The organism is Paenibacillus sp. J2L1-98, from assembly GCF_056269405.1.
The window spans coordinates 165,443-181,734 of sequence record NZ_JBWDNW010000001.1 but is presented as its reverse complement, the minus strand read 5'-3'; the positions used below and the strand labels follow the sequence as shown (position 1 = coordinate 181,734).

At 46.9% G+C, this 16,292-nt stretch carries 16 protein-coding genes; all 16 read left to right on the top strand.

Annotated features, from left to right (window positions below; genetic code table 11):
- Positions 1–46: 46 nt before the first annotated feature.
- The 16 genes from dapG to pgsA all read left to right on the top strand — a co-directional run bounded on the left by dapG (position 47) and on the right by pgsA (position 16,215).
- Positions 47–1,261, top strand: a complete 1,215-nt coding sequence (gene dapG / locus AC0YNZ_RS00850) for an aspartate kinase (protein ID WP_475824869.1) — start codon at positions 47–49, stop codon at positions 1,259–1,261.
- Between the two features lie 27 nt (positions 1,262–1,288).
- Entirely contained in the window at positions 1,289–2,164 is an 876-nt protein-coding gene (gene dapA, locus AC0YNZ_RS00845) for a 4-hydroxy-tetrahydrodipicolinate synthase (protein ID WP_475824868.1), read from the top strand.
- A gap of 364 nt (positions 2,165–2,528) precedes the next feature.
- Positions 2,529–4,208, top strand: a complete 1,680-nt coding sequence (locus AC0YNZ_RS00840; RefSeq protein ID WP_110768965.1) for a ribonuclease J — start codon at positions 2,529–2,531, stop codon at positions 4,206–4,208.
- Positions 4,209–4,397: 189 nt separating this feature from the next.
- Positions 4,398–5,132 (top strand): ClpP family protease, encoded by a 735-nt coding sequence (locus AC0YNZ_RS00835; protein WP_110769466.1) that lies wholly within the window; start codon positions 4,398–4,400, stop codon positions 5,130–5,132.
- A complete protein-coding gene (locus tag AC0YNZ_RS00830) occupies positions 5,129–5,341 on the top strand; it encodes a YlzJ-like family protein (protein ID WP_475824867.1) in 213 nt (70 codons plus the stop codon). The genes AC0YNZ_RS00835 and AC0YNZ_RS00830 overlap by 4 nt, the downstream gene beginning before the upstream one ends.
- A gap of 81 nt (positions 5,342–5,422) precedes the next feature.
- Positions 5,423–8,095: an FtsK/SpoIIIE family DNA translocase gene (locus AC0YNZ_RS00825; protein WP_475824866.1), complete on the top strand. Its 2,673-nt coding sequence runs from the start codon at positions 5,423–5,425 to the stop codon at positions 8,093–8,095.
- Between the two features lie 118 nt (positions 8,096–8,213).
- Positions 8,214–8,996, top strand: a complete 783-nt coding sequence (gene sleB / locus AC0YNZ_RS00820) for a spore cortex-lytic enzyme (RefSeq protein ID WP_475824865.1) — start codon at positions 8,214–8,216, stop codon at positions 8,994–8,996.
- Between the two features lie 129 nt (positions 8,997–9,125).
- The gene (gene yfmF / locus AC0YNZ_RS00815) at positions 9,126–10,418 is read left to right on the top strand and encodes an EF-P 5-aminopentanol modification-associated protein YfmF (protein WP_475825470.1); all 1,293 of its coding nucleotides are present in this window, start codon (positions 9,126–9,128) and stop codon (positions 10,416–10,418) included.
- A 3-nt stretch (positions 10,419–10,421) separates the two neighbouring features.
- The gene (gene yfmH, locus AC0YNZ_RS00810) at positions 10,422–11,708 is read left to right on the top strand and encodes an EF-P 5-aminopentanol modification-associated protein YfmH (RefSeq protein ID WP_475824864.1); all 1,287 of its coding nucleotides are present in this window, start codon (positions 10,422–10,424) and stop codon (positions 11,706–11,708) included.
- On the top strand, positions 11,705–12,451 hold the full coding sequence (gene ymfI, locus AC0YNZ_RS00805) for an elongation factor P 5-aminopentanone reductase (RefSeq protein WP_110768960.1): 747 nt from the start codon (positions 11,705–11,707) through the stop codon (positions 12,449–12,451). The genes yfmH and ymfI overlap by 4 nt, the downstream gene beginning before the upstream one ends.
- Positions 12,452–12,576: 125 nt before the next feature.
- Positions 12,577–12,828 (top strand): DUF3243 family protein, encoded by a 252-nt coding sequence (locus AC0YNZ_RS00800; protein ID WP_475824863.1) that lies wholly within the window; start codon positions 12,577–12,579, stop codon positions 12,826–12,828.
- Between the two features lie 190 nt (positions 12,829–13,018).
- The gene (locus AC0YNZ_RS00795; RefSeq protein ID WP_475824862.1) at positions 13,019–13,786 is read left to right on the top strand and encodes a DUF3388 domain-containing protein; all 768 of its coding nucleotides are present in this window, start codon (positions 13,019–13,021) and stop codon (positions 13,784–13,786) included.
- Positions 13,787–13,804: 18 nt separating this feature from the next.
- Positions 13,805–14,815 (top strand): RodZ domain-containing protein, encoded by a 1,011-nt coding sequence (locus AC0YNZ_RS00790; protein WP_475824861.1) that lies wholly within the window; start codon positions 13,805–13,807, stop codon positions 14,813–14,815.
- A 29-nt stretch (positions 14,816–14,844) separates the two neighbouring features.
- On the top strand, positions 14,845–15,342 hold the full coding sequence (locus tag AC0YNZ_RS00785) for a YajQ family cyclic di-GMP-binding protein (RefSeq protein WP_475824860.1): 498 nt from the start codon (positions 14,845–14,847) through the stop codon (positions 15,340–15,342).
- A gap of 157 nt (positions 15,343–15,499) precedes the next feature.
- Positions 15,500–15,643 (top strand): hypothetical protein, encoded by a 144-nt coding sequence (locus AC0YNZ_RS00780; RefSeq protein ID WP_475824859.1) that lies wholly within the window; start codon positions 15,500–15,502, stop codon positions 15,641–15,643.
- Entirely contained in the window at positions 15,640–16,215 is a 576-nt protein-coding gene (pgsA, locus tag AC0YNZ_RS00775; RefSeq protein WP_475824858.1) for a CDP-diacylglycerol--glycerol-3-phosphate 3-phosphatidyltransferase, read from the top strand. The genes AC0YNZ_RS00780 and pgsA overlap by 4 nt, the downstream gene beginning before the upstream one ends.
- The last annotated feature ends 77 nt before the right edge of the window (positions 16,216–16,292 follow it).

Below are 16,292 nucleotides of genomic sequence, written 5' to 3'. Positions count from 1 at the left end.
GGGTAATACGCTCTTCCTCTCGGGATCGAATACGGAGGATAACAATATGCGCATCCTGATTCAAAAATTCGGGGGCACCTCTTTATCTACCGATCACGCCAGAGAACACGTTATCCATCACATTAGTAGAGAACGCAGTAACGGCTTGGCTGTTGTCGTTGTCGTATCGGCTATGGGCCGCAAGGGAGATCCTTATGCAACGGATACTTTGCTGCAGCTCATTCGTAACAATGGCGACAAGCTGCCGGTGCGTGAGCGGGATATGCTGCTAGGCTGCGGAGAAATTATTTCCGCAGCCGCTTTATGCAGTTTACTCATCGCAAACGGCATCCCATCCGTCGTTTTAACCGGCGGACAGGCGGGCATGATTACTGACGAACAATATGGGCAAGCCCGAATTAAAGAAATTCATCCGGAAAAGGTACTTGGTCATTTAGGTGCAGGAAAGGTTGTTATTGTAACCGGCTTTCAAGGAAGCACGGCACAAGGCGACACGACTACGCTCGGACGCGGCGGCAGTGATACATCTGCAACTGCTCTCGGTGCAGCGCTGCGAGCCGAAATGGTTGACATCTATACGGACGTAAACGGAATCTTAACAGCAGATCCTCGCATAGTTGAAGAGGCAAAGCCACTGCTTGTCGTTAGCTATGCTGAAATATGTAACATGGCAAGGCAAGGCGCGAAGGTTATTCATCCACGTGCCGTAGAGATTGCCCAGCAGGCACGTATACCGCTGCGGGTACGATCTACCTTTTCGAACGAAACGGGGACGCTTGTAACCGATTCAGCCGAGCTAAAAGCAGAACTTACCGTTAAGGATCGGCATGTCACGGGAATTGCGCATGTATCCGGAATTACACAAATATCAGTAAGGGCTATCGAAGGCCGCAATGATGTGCAGCTGCAGGTGTTTCAATCGATGGCAAAACATCATATTAGTGTTGATTTTATAAATGTAACGCCTAGCGGCGCAATTTATACTGTATTTGATCATGATGCTGAACGTGCAGTTAATGTGTTGAAGGACGGCGGATTCGTGCCTTCAGCAATAAATGGCTGTGCAAAGGTATCCGTAATTGGCGGCGGGATGAATGGAGAGCCTGGCGTTATGGCGCGCATTGTGGAAGCGCTGACGGAACAGGGGATTTCCATCATGCAATCAGCTGATTCTAATACAACGATTTGGGTGCTCGTTCGTGAAGCGGATATGGCAGAGGCATTACGTTCTCTCCACGCGAAGTTCGAGCTTCATCGATAGAGAGCAATACTTTTGGGAGGAATTCAGATGGAATTTGGAAGACTAATTACCGCGATGGTAACCCCATTCGATGCGGACGGTCAAATTGATTGGCAAACGACCGGCCGACTGATTGATTATTTAATTGAGGAACAGCAAAGCGATAGTCTTGTCGTTTCAGGCACTACTGGCGAATCGCCGACGCTGTCCGATGAAGAGAAGCTGGAGCTGTTCCGATTTGCTGTCAAGCATGCGAATGGTCGTTGCAAAATTATTGCCGGTACGGGGAGCAACAACACGGCCCATTCCATCCATCTGACGAAAGATGCGGAAGCGGCTGGTGTTGACGGCATCTTGCTTGTCGCTCCTTATTATAACCGTCCTAACCAAGAAGGACTTTATCAGCACTTCAAGGCTATTGCGGAAGCTACGGCTCTGCCTGTCATTTTGTACAACGTGGAAGGCCGCACTGGAGTGAACCTTTCCGTTGAAACGACGCTTCGCTTAGCACAGATCGACAATATTGTGGCAACGAAGGATTGCGCTTCAACCGATCAATTAACACAAATTATTAGCGGCGCCCCCGCTGATTTTAAAGTATACAGCGGAGATGATGGCGCAACTTTGCCAGCCTTGGCTGTTGGCGGCTATGGTATTATCAGCGTAGCAAGCCATATTGTCGGAGCACAGATGAATGAGCTTATTAAAGCTTATATTAGCGGCAACGTGCAGGAAGCTGCTCGTATTAATGGGCATTTATTTCCGATTTTCAAAGGACTGTTCTATTGCCCGCATCCGGTGCCAAATCCAGTCGCAGTAAAATTTGCACTTGGTTTGAAAGGTTTCCCAGTCGGCGGTGTAAGGCTTCCACTAGTAACAGTTAACGAAGCAGAAGCCGCATTTTTACGCAATTTGATCGTATAAATAGACGCTATCGTTGACTGCAGCCGGTGCATCCAGCATCGGTTTTATTTTTTTGGGAAGCATAATGAATAATAGCAATATCGGGTTTCACTTGTATTCCATCTTTTTCTTCATGTATAATGATTTCAAGTGACTGGGTGCGGCAAATATTTGGAAATGAACTTAACGTCAGAGCGGCATCTGACGATAACAGCACATAAGTATAAAAAAGGTTCGGCGTCACAACACCAAATGGATCAGTGTGAAGAAAATTCATGCTATTCCATATTAAGACAATACTTACGAGCGTTCTAGCTTCGCAAAATTTAATAAAAGGATTACGAAGCAAGTTAGCTTCGCAAAATTTTAAGGAGGAAAGATACACTTGTCTAAGAAGAACAACCACGATAAACTGCTCATTTTTGCATTAGGCGGAGTAGGCGAGATCGGTAAAAATATGTACGTCATCCAGTATAACAATGACATTGTTGTTGTTGACTCAGGCTTGAAGTTTCCAGAAGAGGACATGCTCGGAATTGATATCGTTATTCCGGATATCTCGTATCTAACGGAAAATCGCGACAAAGTTCGCGGAATTATTATTACGCATGGACATGAGGATCACATCGGCGGCTTGCCGTATGTGCTGAAGAGCTTAAATGTTCCATTATATGCAACAAAACTTACGCTCGGACTGATCGAAGGTAAACTGAAGGAAGCAGGCTTGCTCGGAGAAACGAAGCGTATTCTCATCAATGCAGACAGCGAAATTCAATTAGGCACTATTCGTGCTTCCTTCTTCAGAACGAATCACAGTATTCCTGATTCCGTAGGTGTTAGCTTGGATACGCCAGAAGGCACAGTCGTTCATACGGGTGACTTTAAATTCGACCACACGCCGGTTAACGAGCAATTCGCTGATTTGCAGCGTATCGCCGAAATTGGCAAACGCGGCGTTTTGGCGCTGTTGTCGGACAGCACGAATGCTGAGCGTCCTGGATATACGCCGTCTGAAGCTCAGGTAGGCGATAATCTTGAAGATATTTTCCGGAAGTCATTACAGCGCGTAGTTGTTGCGACTTTCGCATCAAATGTACACCGGATTCAACAAATTATTAATGCTGCAATCGCTACCCGCCGCAAAATCGCTGTTGTAGGCCGCAGCATGGTGAACGTTGTTGGCATCGCTTCCGATCTTGGTTATTTGAACATTCCAGAGGGTATGATTATCGAACCGGAAGAAGTTAACAAATTGGCTGCTGACCGGGTTGTCATTTTATGTACAGGCAGCCAAGGCGAGCCAATGTCGGCGCTTACGCGCATGGCTCGTTCAACACACCGCAAGGTCGATATTTTACCTGGAGATACGGTTATTATCGCCGCAACGCCGATTCCAGGCAACGAACGTTATGTTGGTCGTACGGTTGATGAATTATTCCGTTTGGGCGCAAATGTTATTTACGGCAATGGTTCGGTCTCTGGCGTGCACGTATCCGGTCACGGCAGCCAAGAAGAATTGAAGCTTATGCTTAACCTGATTAAGCCTAAATATTTCATTCCAATTCATGGTGAATACCGGATGCTTCGCCAGCATGCTAAGCTTGGAGAAGCGATTGGCATCGACCGCGAAAACATCTTTGTCATCGATAACGGCGACACTGTCGAATTCCAGAACGGGAACGGCCGTAAAGGCTCGAAAGTACAAGCAGGCAATGTCCTAATCGATGGTTTGGGTGTTGGCGATGTCGGTAATATCGTACTGCGTGACCGCAAGCTGTTGTCGCAAGACGGCATTTTGGTCGTCGTGGTCACATTAAGCAAACAGGATGGAGCGATCTTGTCCGGTCCGGACATTATTTCTCGCGGTTTCGTTTATGTTCGCGAATCCGAGGGTCTGCTTGATGAAGCAAATCGCATCGTTACTTCAACGCTTACACGTCTGATGAATGATAAGGTAAATGAATGGGCATCGCTTAAAACGAATGTGAAGGATGCGCTTGGCCGCTTTTTGTACGAGCAGACTCGCCGCCGCCCAATGATTTTGCCAATTATTATGGAAGTTTAATTCGATAGCTGAACAATGAAGAGGATCGCTTGTCTAATCCGCAGTTGCCGCGGCGGACGCAAGCGATTCTCTTTTTTTTTATATTGCATGTAATCGCTGCTTCAAACTGAATAAATTCGACGTCAGACCCCATACTATGACAAGCAATAATTCATAAGAGGGGGATTGCACATGAATTGGCAATCACAGATGGACATAGCAGCAGAGCAGACCGAACCAAATACGGATGAGAAAAAAAAGGCGAATGCTGTTGTCGAAACGATCCAGCAGCTCGGCCAGACTGCTATACCAGCACAAACAGAATCAAATATTTTTTGTATGACCATTATTGGTCAAGTGGAAGGGCATCTTGTCTTACCTCCACAAAATAAAACGACTAAGTACGAGCATCTGATTCCGCAATTAGTGGCTGCAGAGCAAAATCATAAAATTGAAGGCATCTTTATCGTCCTTAATACGGTAGGCGGCGATGTCGAAGCGGGACTCGCGATTGCTGAAATGATTTCATCCCTTTCCAAGCCAACCGTGACGCTTGTGCTTGGCGGTGGACATTCCATCGGCGTTCCGATTGCAGTAGCAGGGGATATGTCATTTATTGCAGAAACGGCGACGATGACGATTCATCCGATTCGGTTGAACGGACTCGTGATCGGCGTACCGCAAACTTTCGAATATTTGGATAAAATGCAGGAGCGTGTCGTCCGTTTTGTCACATCGCACTCCAACGTGACTGAGCACACCTTTAAAGAGCTGATGTTCAAAACCGGCGAGCTTACCCGCGATATCGGTACAACGGTCATCGGCTCGGATGCCGTGAAGCATGGGCTTATTGATGCGGTGGGCGGCTTGGGCGAAGCGCTTAAAGAATTAAATCGACGGATTGAAGCTGCTAAAAGTGGAAGAGTCGAGGTGAACAGTATATGACGATTTACACAAACATGCCTCTTGAAGTGGTACTGGAGGGCTTTCATGACGAAATGGAGCAGCTGCAAGAAGTATGGTTGAAAGGCGTGAAGATGCAGGTCATGCCTGTGGCGCCTGGAATGGGTAAAATTGTGCGTCTTTTAGAATGCAGTCTTGATGATTACTTAAATCCGAATTTAACGCCGGGCACAATTGTCCATTACCAATAAACAACAAACGTACGTTCGTACGAATGTCTCATAGGAACATTTGTCCACCTATGGTATAATCTTTTACCAGAGGTGACGAATGTGGCAAAGAAAAAGAGACGAAAAAAATCAATCGGCACAAACTTAAAATACGAAGTATATGGCATTTTGCTCATTACGATCTCCATTATTGCTCTTTCAGGAGAAGCAGCTGTCGGGCGCTCGTTATCCAAACTTTTTGGACTAGTGCTCGGCAAGTTTTATTTCGTGCTTGCTTTAATTGGCATACTTGTCGGATTGGCAGTCATGATTAAACGGGCTTGGCCAAAGGGCTGGACTAATAAACGGACTGGCTTTTTTATTTTGGTACTCGCTTTTACGTTGATGAGCTCGATATCGGAAATTGACCAAAAGCTGAGGCCAACGGCTGATTTGACAGGTACGATGATATTCAGGCAGCTCAGCAGTGATTTGCAATTATATTTAATAAGCGTACCGGCAGATAACAATTTACCGATAAGTAGTAAAGAAATTAGCGGCGGCTACGTCGGCGCGATTCAATATTCATTATTTTTCTCCTTGTTTGGTTACTATGGAGCAAAGTTAATTATGTTCGTCATGTTCGCTATTTCTATTATGCTGATGACGGGTAAGTCGTACGTGGAATTAGGAAGATTGGTGAGCGCCAGAGCTATTCGAATGTTCAAATTGCTGGCGGCCAAATGGGCGACAAGATCATCACGGCGTGTTTCTGCTGCGGCGGTTAATGCAAATGCAGGGCAAACGGATCTAGACGATGATGAGACGATCGACGACGATCATGAAGGCTATGTTGTGTCTCCGCCAAGGAGGAGGAGATCCTTGTTTTTCTCTTGGAGACAGGATCGCGATACCGAGGCACCGGGCAATCAGGATGAAGAGCGGGATGAATGGGTATTCGAGCCAGATGGCACGGAAACACGTGATAGCAATAAACCGGCGTGGCAAAATGATTTTGAACCGCCGTGGGAGAAATCAGGCGAGGATCTACATACAGAAGTAAGAAATGCTGCGCCTGTACGGGATGGCGTTATGCCATGGGAAGAGGCAGGAACAGGCATTATTATCGATCATGTGCAGCCTGCCGGGCCGATCGGGGAAGAATGGAACGAGTCATGGCCTGTTCAGGAACCTGCCGATGCCGGGCTGGATGATGAGGAAGAGGATGAACAGGAGGACGAGCAGGATTTACAGGATTCGGACAACATGCGATCCGTTGCAGGCGCCGAAGCATCGGAAGCCATCGTAAATGAGGATAGTATGTTGCAGACTGCACCGAAACACCCGATAGCTCTGGAAGAGGCTATGGCGAAGCCATATTTGCTGCCTCCGTTTTCGCTGCTTACGAAGCCGAATTTACTTGGCAAAAGTGCCGATGCATCCGATATGTACGATTCGCGAAGAAAACTTGAGGCGACGCTTGAAAGCTTTGGCGTGCGGGCTAAAGTGCTAGATGTGGTCAGAGGTCCCGCAGTGACGCGCTATGAAGTTCAGCCGGCTACAGGAGTTAAAGTTAGCCGTATCGTTGGACTTACGGATGATATCGCTCTTGCATTAGCTGCCAAGGACATCCGGATGGAAGCGCCGATTCCAGGCAAATCTGCGATTGGAATAGAAGTGCCGAACATGGAAGTATCCGTCGTCACGATGCGCGAGGTAATGGAGACGGCGACTTTCCAAAATGCATCGTCTAAATTATCAATCGCATTCGGGCGCGACATTTCCGGTCAGACGATTGTGGGCAATTTAGCAAAAATGCCCCACTTACTCGTTGCAGGCGCTACAGGCTCGGGTAAATCGGTTTGTATTAACGGTATCATTACGAGTATTCTGTATAAAGCTGCGCCGGACGAAGTGAAATTTCTCATGATTGACCCGAAGATGGTTGAATTGAATGTGTACAATGGAATACCGCATTTGCTTGCTCCTGTCGTGACGAATCCTAAGCGGGCGTCACTCGCCTTGAAGAAGATTGTTGTAGAGATGGAGAGCCGCTACGAGCTGTTTTCTAAATCTGCGACGCGTAACATTGAAGGGTATAACACTTTAATGGCGGATAATCCGGCTGCAGTTCTTCCGTATATCGTTGTTATAGTGGACGAGCTTGCAGATTTAATGATGGTTGCCGCGAATGACGTGGAGGATTCGATCGCAAGACTTGCCCAAATGGCGCGTGCTGCCGGCATTCATCTCATCATCGCGACCCAACGCCCGTCAGTCGATGTTATTACAGGTGTGATCAAAGCGAACATTCCGTCGCGTATCGCATTTGGCGTATCTTCTCAAGTCGACTCGCGCACCATTCTTGATATGGTTGGAGCAGAGAAGCTGCTTGGCCGCGGCGATATGCTGTTCTTGCCTGTAGGAATGTCTAAGCCGATAAGGGTGCAAGGCGCCTTTCTATCGGATCAGGAAGTGGAAACGCTCGTTAATTATGCTCGAGGCCAAGCCGAAGCGGAATATAAAACAGATCTTGTACCTGAGGTTGAAGAAGAATCGTCTGATTCCGATGAGGTGCTCGATGAGCTTTACGATCAAGCGGTACAAATTATTTTGGAAGCCAAGCAAGCGTCAGTGTCCTTGCTGCAGCGTCGAATGAGGATCGGCTATACGAGAGCTGCAAGATTGATCGATCAGATGGAGGCTCGTTCTATTGTCGGTCCATATGAAGGCAGCAAGCCGCGTGAAGTGCTTATTACGATGGATGAATTTCAAGCTGGCAGGGTCAGCTCTTAATTTCCGCTAATTGCTGGAAGAGGGACTTCATGCATAGAAGAGGGATCAATTTCTCATACTAAAGTTAGGTAACGCTACCTTAAGCGAACTAACTTGCAAGAGAAAGGCAGATCCCATCATGAGAAATCGTTTGATATTGATGACCTCGATTATCGTGCTGTTGCTGTTCGGGTCCATTTCATTACTGCGCGGAGAGCATAACGAAGCAGCGGAAACGTTCAGCAACGCTACTTTGACGGTAGGTTCCTCCGGTCAGGACGTCTATGAATTGCAAGGACGGCTCAAGCATCTCGGTTATTTCAAAGGTGAAATAGACGGGAAGTTTGGACAAAGCACTAAAAACGCGGTAACGTGGTTCCAATGGAAGTTCGGCATGAAGTCGGACGGCGTTGTCGGAGCAAAAACAAAGCTTAAACTTTGGGAAGCTACGAAAAGCTGGAAGCCGACTGCAGCTCCTTCAGACTCAAAAGCAGGTGCCGGCGGGAAAGAAACCGCTAGCTCGAAAGACAGCAAAACGTCAATTGCAAAGTCCAACCGACTCGGCTTGACGGATAATGATTTGAAGATAATGGCCAACGCCGTATACGGCGAAGCGCGCGGAGAGCCTTATGAGGGACAAGTAGCGGTTGCAGCTGTTATTCTTAACCGTTTGAAATCGCAAAGCTTTCCGAATACGATTTACGGCGTCATCTTCCAGCCTCTCGCTTTCACAGCGGTTGCCGACGGTCAAATTTGGCTGACGCCTAATGAAAAAGCGAGAGAAGCGGTCGAGGATGCCATTAACGGCTGGGATCCAACTGGCGGCTGCGTCTACTATTTTAATCCGGAAACGGCTACCTCGAAATGGATCTGGACCCGGACGCAAATTAAAACGATCGGTAAGCATATTTTCTGCATGTAACTATAAGGATTTCACGAAAGGAAGCAGCCATTACTGTCTAGCGCAGCAGTGGTTGCTTCTTCCATTTCCTATAGGTTAGAATGGTATAGTGAATTGTCAAATGGAATAGATTTACTCTATAACGCGCCGATGAAAGGAGCAAACCGAGTGACCCAATTCGAAAGAGGGCAGCTGCAGCGTATTCGTCTGCATGTGCTGCCTACAAAACGATTTAAAACGTTTGCTATTTCCTTATTTGCGGGACTTACACTTGAAGAGGCAACAGTAACTCCGGTTGCGCTTATTCCGTTCGTTCTGAGAAGAGGCACAGCGAACTTGCCGGAAACCATCGCTTTCCGTGAGAAGCTGGATGATTTATATGGAGCAGGCTTCGGTTTCGACGTATATAAAAGAGGCGATTCCCAGATCGTTCAATTCCGCATGGATGTCATAAATGATGAATTTGTTTCGTCGAACACTTCGCTCCTTGCAGAATCGCTTCGCTTCCTGGGGGATGTGCTTACCGATCCGCTGTTAGACAATAATGGTTTCCATCATAAATATGTGGATGCAGAGAAAACAACGCTTAAGAAAAGGCTAGAGGCGATCGTGAATGATAAGATACGGTATGCGGCTGAGCGATGCCTAGAGGAAATGTGTGCGGATGAGCCTTACCGTCTTCATCCGCTTGGCAAGCTGGCAGACATCGATGCGATTACACCTTCATCGTTGTATGCGAATTATGAGCAGTGGCTGGATAACGCCGCGCTTGATTTATATGTTGTTGGCGATACGACGCTGGAGGAAGTTACTGAGCTTGTAACGAAAGCTTTTAGGCTAAAGGAAGGCTCGCCATCTGTTTATTCGGTTCCAAATGTGCAGCATCCGGTTAAAGAAGTGAAGACCGTTACGGAGCGGATGGAGGTTAGTCAAGGTAAGCTGAATTTGGGTCTTCGCACTGGAGTAGGTTATGAAGATGACGCTTATCCGGCAGTCTTAATGTATAACGGCATTTTGGGCGGATATCCGCATTCGAAGCTGTTTTTGAACGTGCGCGAGAAGGAAAGCTTGGCGTATTATGCTTCATCACGGCTTGACGGCCATAAAGGTCTTTGCACGATTCAATCCGGCATTGAGTTTGCCAATTACGACCGTGCGGTCGTTATTATTAAGGAGCAGCTTGAAAGCATGCGCCAAGGCCAGCTTTCAGAGCTGGAGCTGAATCAAACGAAGGCGATGATCTCTAATCACCTCCGTGAGCTTCAGGATTCCGCTTATGAGATGATCGCCTATGATTTCAATAGCGTACTTACCGGGAAGCAGCGAAGCGCGGAGCAGCTGCTTGAGCAGGTTCAGGCGGTTACCGCTGAGGATATCGTGAAGGTTGCGGAGCGCGTTCAGCTGGATACGATTTACTTTTTGCGCGATCGAAAGGAGGCATAACGAATGCAAACCCTTAGCTATCCAAACGTGCAGGAGACGTTATATCGGGAAGTGCTTGATAACGGGCTTGAGGTTATCGTGCTGCCGAAGGAAGGCTTTAATAAAACCTATGCGACATTTTCTACGAAATATGGCTCGGTTGACAACCGGTTCTCGGTAGGCAATCAGCCTCCGGCGAAAGTGCCTGACGGCATCGCTCATTTCTTGGAGCATAAAATGTTCGAAGAGCCTACGGGCGACATTTTTGCCGTTTTTGCATCTCAGGGAGCGTCAGCGAACGCGTTTACGAGCTTCGACAGAACGGTTTATTTGTTTTCGGCGACGGAGCAAATTAACGAGAACTTGGAGACGCTGATCAATTTCGTTCAAAATCCTTATTTTACGGATACGAACGTAGAGAAGGAAAAGGGGATTATCGAGCAGGAAATTAATATGTACCGTGACAATCCCGATTGGAGAGTTTATTTCGGCCTGATTGATGCGCTTTATCACGAGCATCCGGTGCATATCGATATCGCTGGTACGGTAGAGTCCATCAGACAAATCGACAAGGAAACCCTTTACCGCTGCTATGAGACGTTTTATCATCCATCCAATATGCTGTTGTTCATCGTAGGCGGCGTAAATGCGGAGGAAGTGTTCCAGCTTGTACGCGAGAATCAAAACGGCAAATCGTTTGAGCCGCAAGGACCGATAGAGCGATATTTTGAGAAGGAGCCTGAATCCGTAAAGATTAAACGCAAGGTGACGGAGCTGCCAGTGTCATTGCCTAAATGCATGCTCGGCTTCAAAGAAAAGAAGACAGGTCTAAGCGGGGAAGCGCTTCTGCGGCAAGAAGTGACGACGAAGCTAATGCTTGAGGCTCTGATTGGCCCTAGCTCCAAGCTTTACCAACAGCTTTATGAAAATGATCTGATCTCGGATTCCTTCGGTCACGAATACAATTCGAGCACCGGCTATGCCTTCTCGGTCATTGGCGGCGATACGCCTAACCCGGATGAGCTCATCAAGCAAATACGAACGGCTGTAGAAGGTATATTGGCCAGCGGTATTGAACCAACCGCGTTCGAGAGATCCAAACGAAAAAAAATCGGCGGATATTTACGTATGCTAAACTCCCCAGAAGCGATTGCCGGCGAATTTACGAGATATCGGTTCCGTGACAGCGATATGTTCGATGTGCTCGATTTTTATGAAAAATGTACGCTTGAAGAAGTTAATGAGCGGCTGCGCGAGCATTTCGATTTTGAACAGCTTGCGGTATCGACTGTGGAACAGCCGTCAAAATGAAGACGCTCCAGCAAATGACGGTGCTTATTACCGGGGGAGGCCGCGGGATCGGGGCAGCCATTGCTAAACGATTTGCGGCTGAGGGTGTAAATATCGTCATTCATTATTTACAATCGCATGAAACGGCTAACGAGACGGCGCGAACTTGCATGGCTCTTGGGGCGAACGTATTAACGATCTCAGCAGATCTGCGCTCGAAGGAGCAGCTCGAGCGGATGCGGGAGAAGCTGGAGAGCCATAACATGCTTCCGGATATATTGGTTAACAACGGCGGTATCTCACACTACGGTATGCTGATGGATGTGTCGGAGGAAGAATGGGATGAAGTGATGGCCGTTAACCTGAAGGGAATGTTTCTTTGCTCGCAGCTGTTTATGCCCTATATGATTGCACAGCGTTATGGCCGAATTATTAATGTTTCTTCCATTTGGGGGATGTCGGGAGCATCCTGCGAAGTGCTTTATTCTACAACCAAGGGCGGCATGAACGCTTTTACGAAGGCGCTGGCGAAGGAGCTGGCGCCGACGGGCGTTACCGTTAACGCCGTTGCTCCAGGAGCTGTTGACACGGAAATGATGGACGGGTTCAACGCGGAGGAGAAGGCTGCGATACAGCAGGAAATACCAGTCGGACGATTCGGCTCCACAGATGAAATCGCTTCGCTTGTTTATTTTCTGGCGCTGCCGGAGTCATCCTACATTACGGGGCAAATCATCAGCCCTAACGGCGGTTGGCATACTTAATTTCAAGACTGCCGTTATTATGGACAAGTCTTTTGGTCTTTTGGTCTTTTGCATAATTAGAGCAGCATTTACGCATGATAAGACCGTTGATGATTCTTTTCTATATCTGTAGGAGGCGAAGGAACATGTCAACTGTCCTTACTAATTTTGCAACATGGAAGCATTTTTTGGCGGACCGAGTATCGCAAGCGAAAAAGATGGGGATGTCGGAAGAAACAATTTCATCTTTAGCTTTCGAAATCGGTTCTTTTCTCGAAGAGAAGGTTGATCCGAAAAATGAGGAAGAACGCGTGTTGAAGGAGCTATGGGATGTTGGTGACGAGAGTGAACGAAAAGCGCTTTCCTGCTTGATGGTCAAGCTCGTTCAAAAATCTTAACTGCCCCCGTACGGAGACGATATTTTCGTCAACAGAAGCAGAAGCAGGAGAGCCTCCCAATAGGAGGCTTTTCTGCAATGTTTCTTTTTGGGTTGCAGGATTGTGACGAAAATTGTAGAATTATGTTTTATGACGAACATATCCATCATTTACATACTTCTATAACAACAGGTTTAGGACGGTGACAGTTTTGGAATCAAAACAGTGGTACATGGAATATAAAATACATAAGAACCGCCCGGGTTTACTCGGAGATATCGCCTCTTTGCTAGGTATGCTTGAGGTCAATATTATGACCATTAACGGTGTTGAAGATCGGACACGGGGCATGCTTCTTCAAACCAATGACGACGAGAAGATCGAGCTGCTTGGCAAAATGCTGCAAAAGGTTGATAATATTACAGTAAATAAACTAAGAACGCCAACGATCGTCGATATTTTGGCGGTTCGTCATGGGCGTTATATCGAGCGTGATTCGGACGATCGCAAAACATTCCGTTTTACGCGCGATGAGCTCGGTATATTAGTCGACTTTTTAGGTGAAGTGTTTAAGCGAGACGGAAATCAGGTTATAGGATTACGGGGGATGCCTCGAGTAGGCAAGACGGAATCTATCATAGCGGGCAGCGTATGCTCAAACAAACGGTGGACATTCGTGTCCTCTACTTTGCTTCGGCAAACGGTTAGAAGTCAGCTGTCTGATGACGAGATGCAGCCGAACAATATTTTTATTATTGACGGAATCGTAAGCACCATTCGCTCGAATGAGAAGCATCACGGCTTGCTGCAGGAAATTATGGCCATGCCATCGACGAAAGTAATTGAGCACCCGGATATATTCATTAAGGAATCTAATTTCGATTACAGCCATTTTGACATTATTGTTGAACTACGCAATACGCCAGATGAGGAAATATCGTATGAATCTTTCACAGCAAACTATACAGACGATTTCTAATTGGAAGGAGGCCGTCTCATGTCTGATTTAGGTGAATTGCTTCGTAAGGCGAGGGACCAGCGCGGCTTAACGCTAGATGATATTCAAGAAACGACAAAAATAAGAAAACGGTACTTGGAAGCGATTGAGAGTGGAGATCACAGGGTTTTGCCCGGTCCTTTTTATGTTCGGGCATTTGTGAAAAATTACTCAGAAGCTGTAGGACTAGATCCTGACGAAGTGCTTCGTTTGTATCAGCATGAGGTGCCTGCTGCACCGGTTGAGCAAATTTCAGAGCCTATTGTGGCAAGATCGCCACGTCGGGTGAAGTCACAATCGTCAGAGAGACTTGGCAAAATCGGTTTCAATGTCATGATGTGGTCCTTTCTTATTTTGATCGTTGTCGTCATATGGGTGTATGTCATCAATAGCGACTCTGACGCTCCTAAACAGGTTGATAATAGCACGGATATAACGGAAGCCTCCGAACCGCCGGTAATCGATACGGAGGATAATGCCACAGGTACAGGGAACGTGAGCACACCGACTACCCCGCCCGTTTCTCCTACACCAACACAAGCGCCGACTACTGTTACATTCGGAAGCAAGGTGGGGAAGGCTGACCAATATGATATTGGACCTGCAGGCACCATCCATAAGGTTGAAGTTAAAGTAGCTGGCGGAAGAAGCTGGCTGGAGGTTCGCTCGGGCAGCAATAAAGGAGAGAAGCTTTACTCGGCAAATGCTGAGGATGGAACTGTCGAATCCTATGATCTTACCGGACCTATCTACATCAATGTGGGCAGATCCGATCTGACGGAAATAAAAGTGGATGGCGTGCTTGTGCCGGACGGCGATCGGGCGGGCTCAAAAAAACTGCTGCTTAAACCCGTTAGTGACGGAACTCCGGCAGCTGACGGAAGCACAGGTACCGGGGCAGGTACTGAAACAGGCACGGGGACTGATGCTCAACCAGGCACTGAAACAGGCACTGGTACCGGAACCGGGACAGGTGTCGGAGCAGGCGCCGATCAAGTGAAAACAGAATAATGATTACAGTAACAAAGGAGAGGTTTTAAATGGCTTCAGAAAATGCTTTTGATATCGTATCCAAGGTAGACATGCAAGAATTAGCGAACGCCATTAAGCAAGCGGAACGTGAGATAGAAACGCGTTTTGACTTTAAGGGCAGCAAGAGCTCCATTGCACTTGAGAAAGAAGAGCTGGTAGTCGCTTCAGACGATGACTATAAACTAAAAAACGTTCTTGATATATTATTGTCCAAAATGGTAAAACGAGGCGTTCCGATCAAAAACTTGGATTACGGTAAAATTGAAGGCGCATCGGGCAATACCGTTCGTCAGCGTATTAAGCTAAGACAAGGCATAGAACAGGATGTTTCGAAAAAAATCAATATTTTAATTCGTGATTCGAAGTTGAAGGTAAAGAGCTTAATTCAAGGCGATCAGATAAGAGTATCGGGTAAAAGTCTTGACGATTTGCAAGCGGTTATGAAGCTGCTGAGAGAAGCAGACTTACCTGTTGAGCTTCAATTTACTAATTATCGCTCATCGTAATAATGAAGCTTCGTTTCATCGGAATTCGAGAAACGGGGCTTTTCGTTTTTGCTGCAGCCGCAGCTCCAAAATGAGGCTTTTGCCGCTTTTGACACGTGTAATAGCATGTATTATACTTGGTTAGATAGCTTCAGGGAAGGATCTGGGGGATACATAGATGAAAGAGAGTACAAATGCATTAACTCAAGGTTGCTTAGCTACTGATCCGCAGCTGGAAATAAAATCCGGTTTTATTATCGAACAAAGGGTTCCCGTAACGCACACCAATGAGTTAGATCGATCTAAGGAGGGAATTGCGTGAATCTGGCGAACCGCATTACTCTTGCCAGAATATTTTTGGTGCCGGTTATTATGTTTTTTCTGCTTATTAAAGTGGATTTGGGGTCGTTCAGCATCTCGGACTTCTCCATTACATACAATCAAATCGCAGCGGCACTCATTTTTATTGTGGCGGCAAGCACAGACGGACTAGACGGCTACATTGCGCGCAAGAACAAAATCGTAACGAACCTCGGCAAGCTGCTCGATCCTTTGGCGGATAAGCTGCTTGTAGCTGCTGTACTTATTTCGCTTGTCGAAATGGACAAGCTGAACGCTTTGATTGCGATTGTTATCATTAGCCGAGAATTCGCGGTAACGGGTCTTCGTCAGGTAGCGCTTCTTGAAGGCTCCGTAATGGCTGCCAGCAAATGGGGCAAATGGAAGACGGCTATTCAAATTACAATGATTATCGCGCTCTTGATCAATAACTTTCCATTCAATTTCATTGACTTTCCGTTCGATGTTGTCGCTAGCTGGGTGGCAGCCGCCATTACGGTTTACTCAGGCATCGATTATTTCGTGAAGAACAAGCATTTGATTCCGGTAGAATAACGTCAAAGCATCTTTCCTATAAACGGAGAGATGCTTTTGTATATTTGCTTACGGTTAAACTTACTTATGAAGGCGGA

What these genes read in the sequence shown, in the direction of transcription:
- dapG (WP_475824869.1), top strand. Translation starts at nt 47, where the DNA reads ATGCGCATCCTGATTCAAAAATTCGGGGGCACCTCTTTATCTACCGAT.
- dapA (WP_475824868.1), top strand. Translation starts at nt 1,289, where the DNA reads ATGGAATTTGGAAGACTAATTACCGCGATGGTAACCCCATTCGATGCG.
- AC0YNZ_RS00835 (WP_110769466.1), top strand. Translation starts at nt 4,398, where the DNA reads ATGGACATAGCAGCAGAGCAGACCGAACCAAATACGGATGAGAAAAAA.
- AC0YNZ_RS00830 (WP_475824867.1), top strand. Translation starts at nt 5,129, where the DNA reads ATGACGATTTACACAAACATGCCTCTTGAAGTGGTACTGGAGGGCTTT.
- sleB (WP_475824865.1), top strand. Translation starts at nt 8,214, where the DNA reads ATGAGAAATCGTTTGATATTGATGACCTCGATTATCGTGCTGTTGCTG.
- yfmF (WP_475825470.1), top strand. Translation starts at nt 9,126, where the DNA reads ATGAAAGGAGCAAACCGAGTGACCCAATTCGAAAGAGGGCAGCTGCAG.
- yfmH (WP_475824864.1), top strand. Translation starts at nt 10,422, where the DNA reads ATGCAAACCCTTAGCTATCCAAACGTGCAGGAGACGTTATATCGGGAA.
- ymfI (WP_110768960.1), top strand. Translation starts at nt 11,705, where the DNA reads ATGAAGACGCTCCAGCAAATGACGGTGCTTATTACCGGGGGAGGCCGC.
- AC0YNZ_RS00800 (WP_475824863.1), top strand. Translation starts at nt 12,577, where the DNA reads ATGTCAACTGTCCTTACTAATTTTGCAACATGGAAGCATTTTTTGGCG.
- AC0YNZ_RS00790 (WP_475824861.1), top strand. Translation starts at nt 13,805, where the DNA reads ATGTCTGATTTAGGTGAATTGCTTCGTAAGGCGAGGGACCAGCGCGGC.
- AC0YNZ_RS00785 (WP_475824860.1), top strand. Translation starts at nt 14,845, where the DNA reads ATGGCTTCAGAAAATGCTTTTGATATCGTATCCAAGGTAGACATGCAA.
- AC0YNZ_RS00780 (WP_475824859.1), top strand. Translation starts at nt 15,500, where the DNA reads ATGAAAGAGAGTACAAATGCATTAACTCAAGGTTGCTTAGCTACTGAT.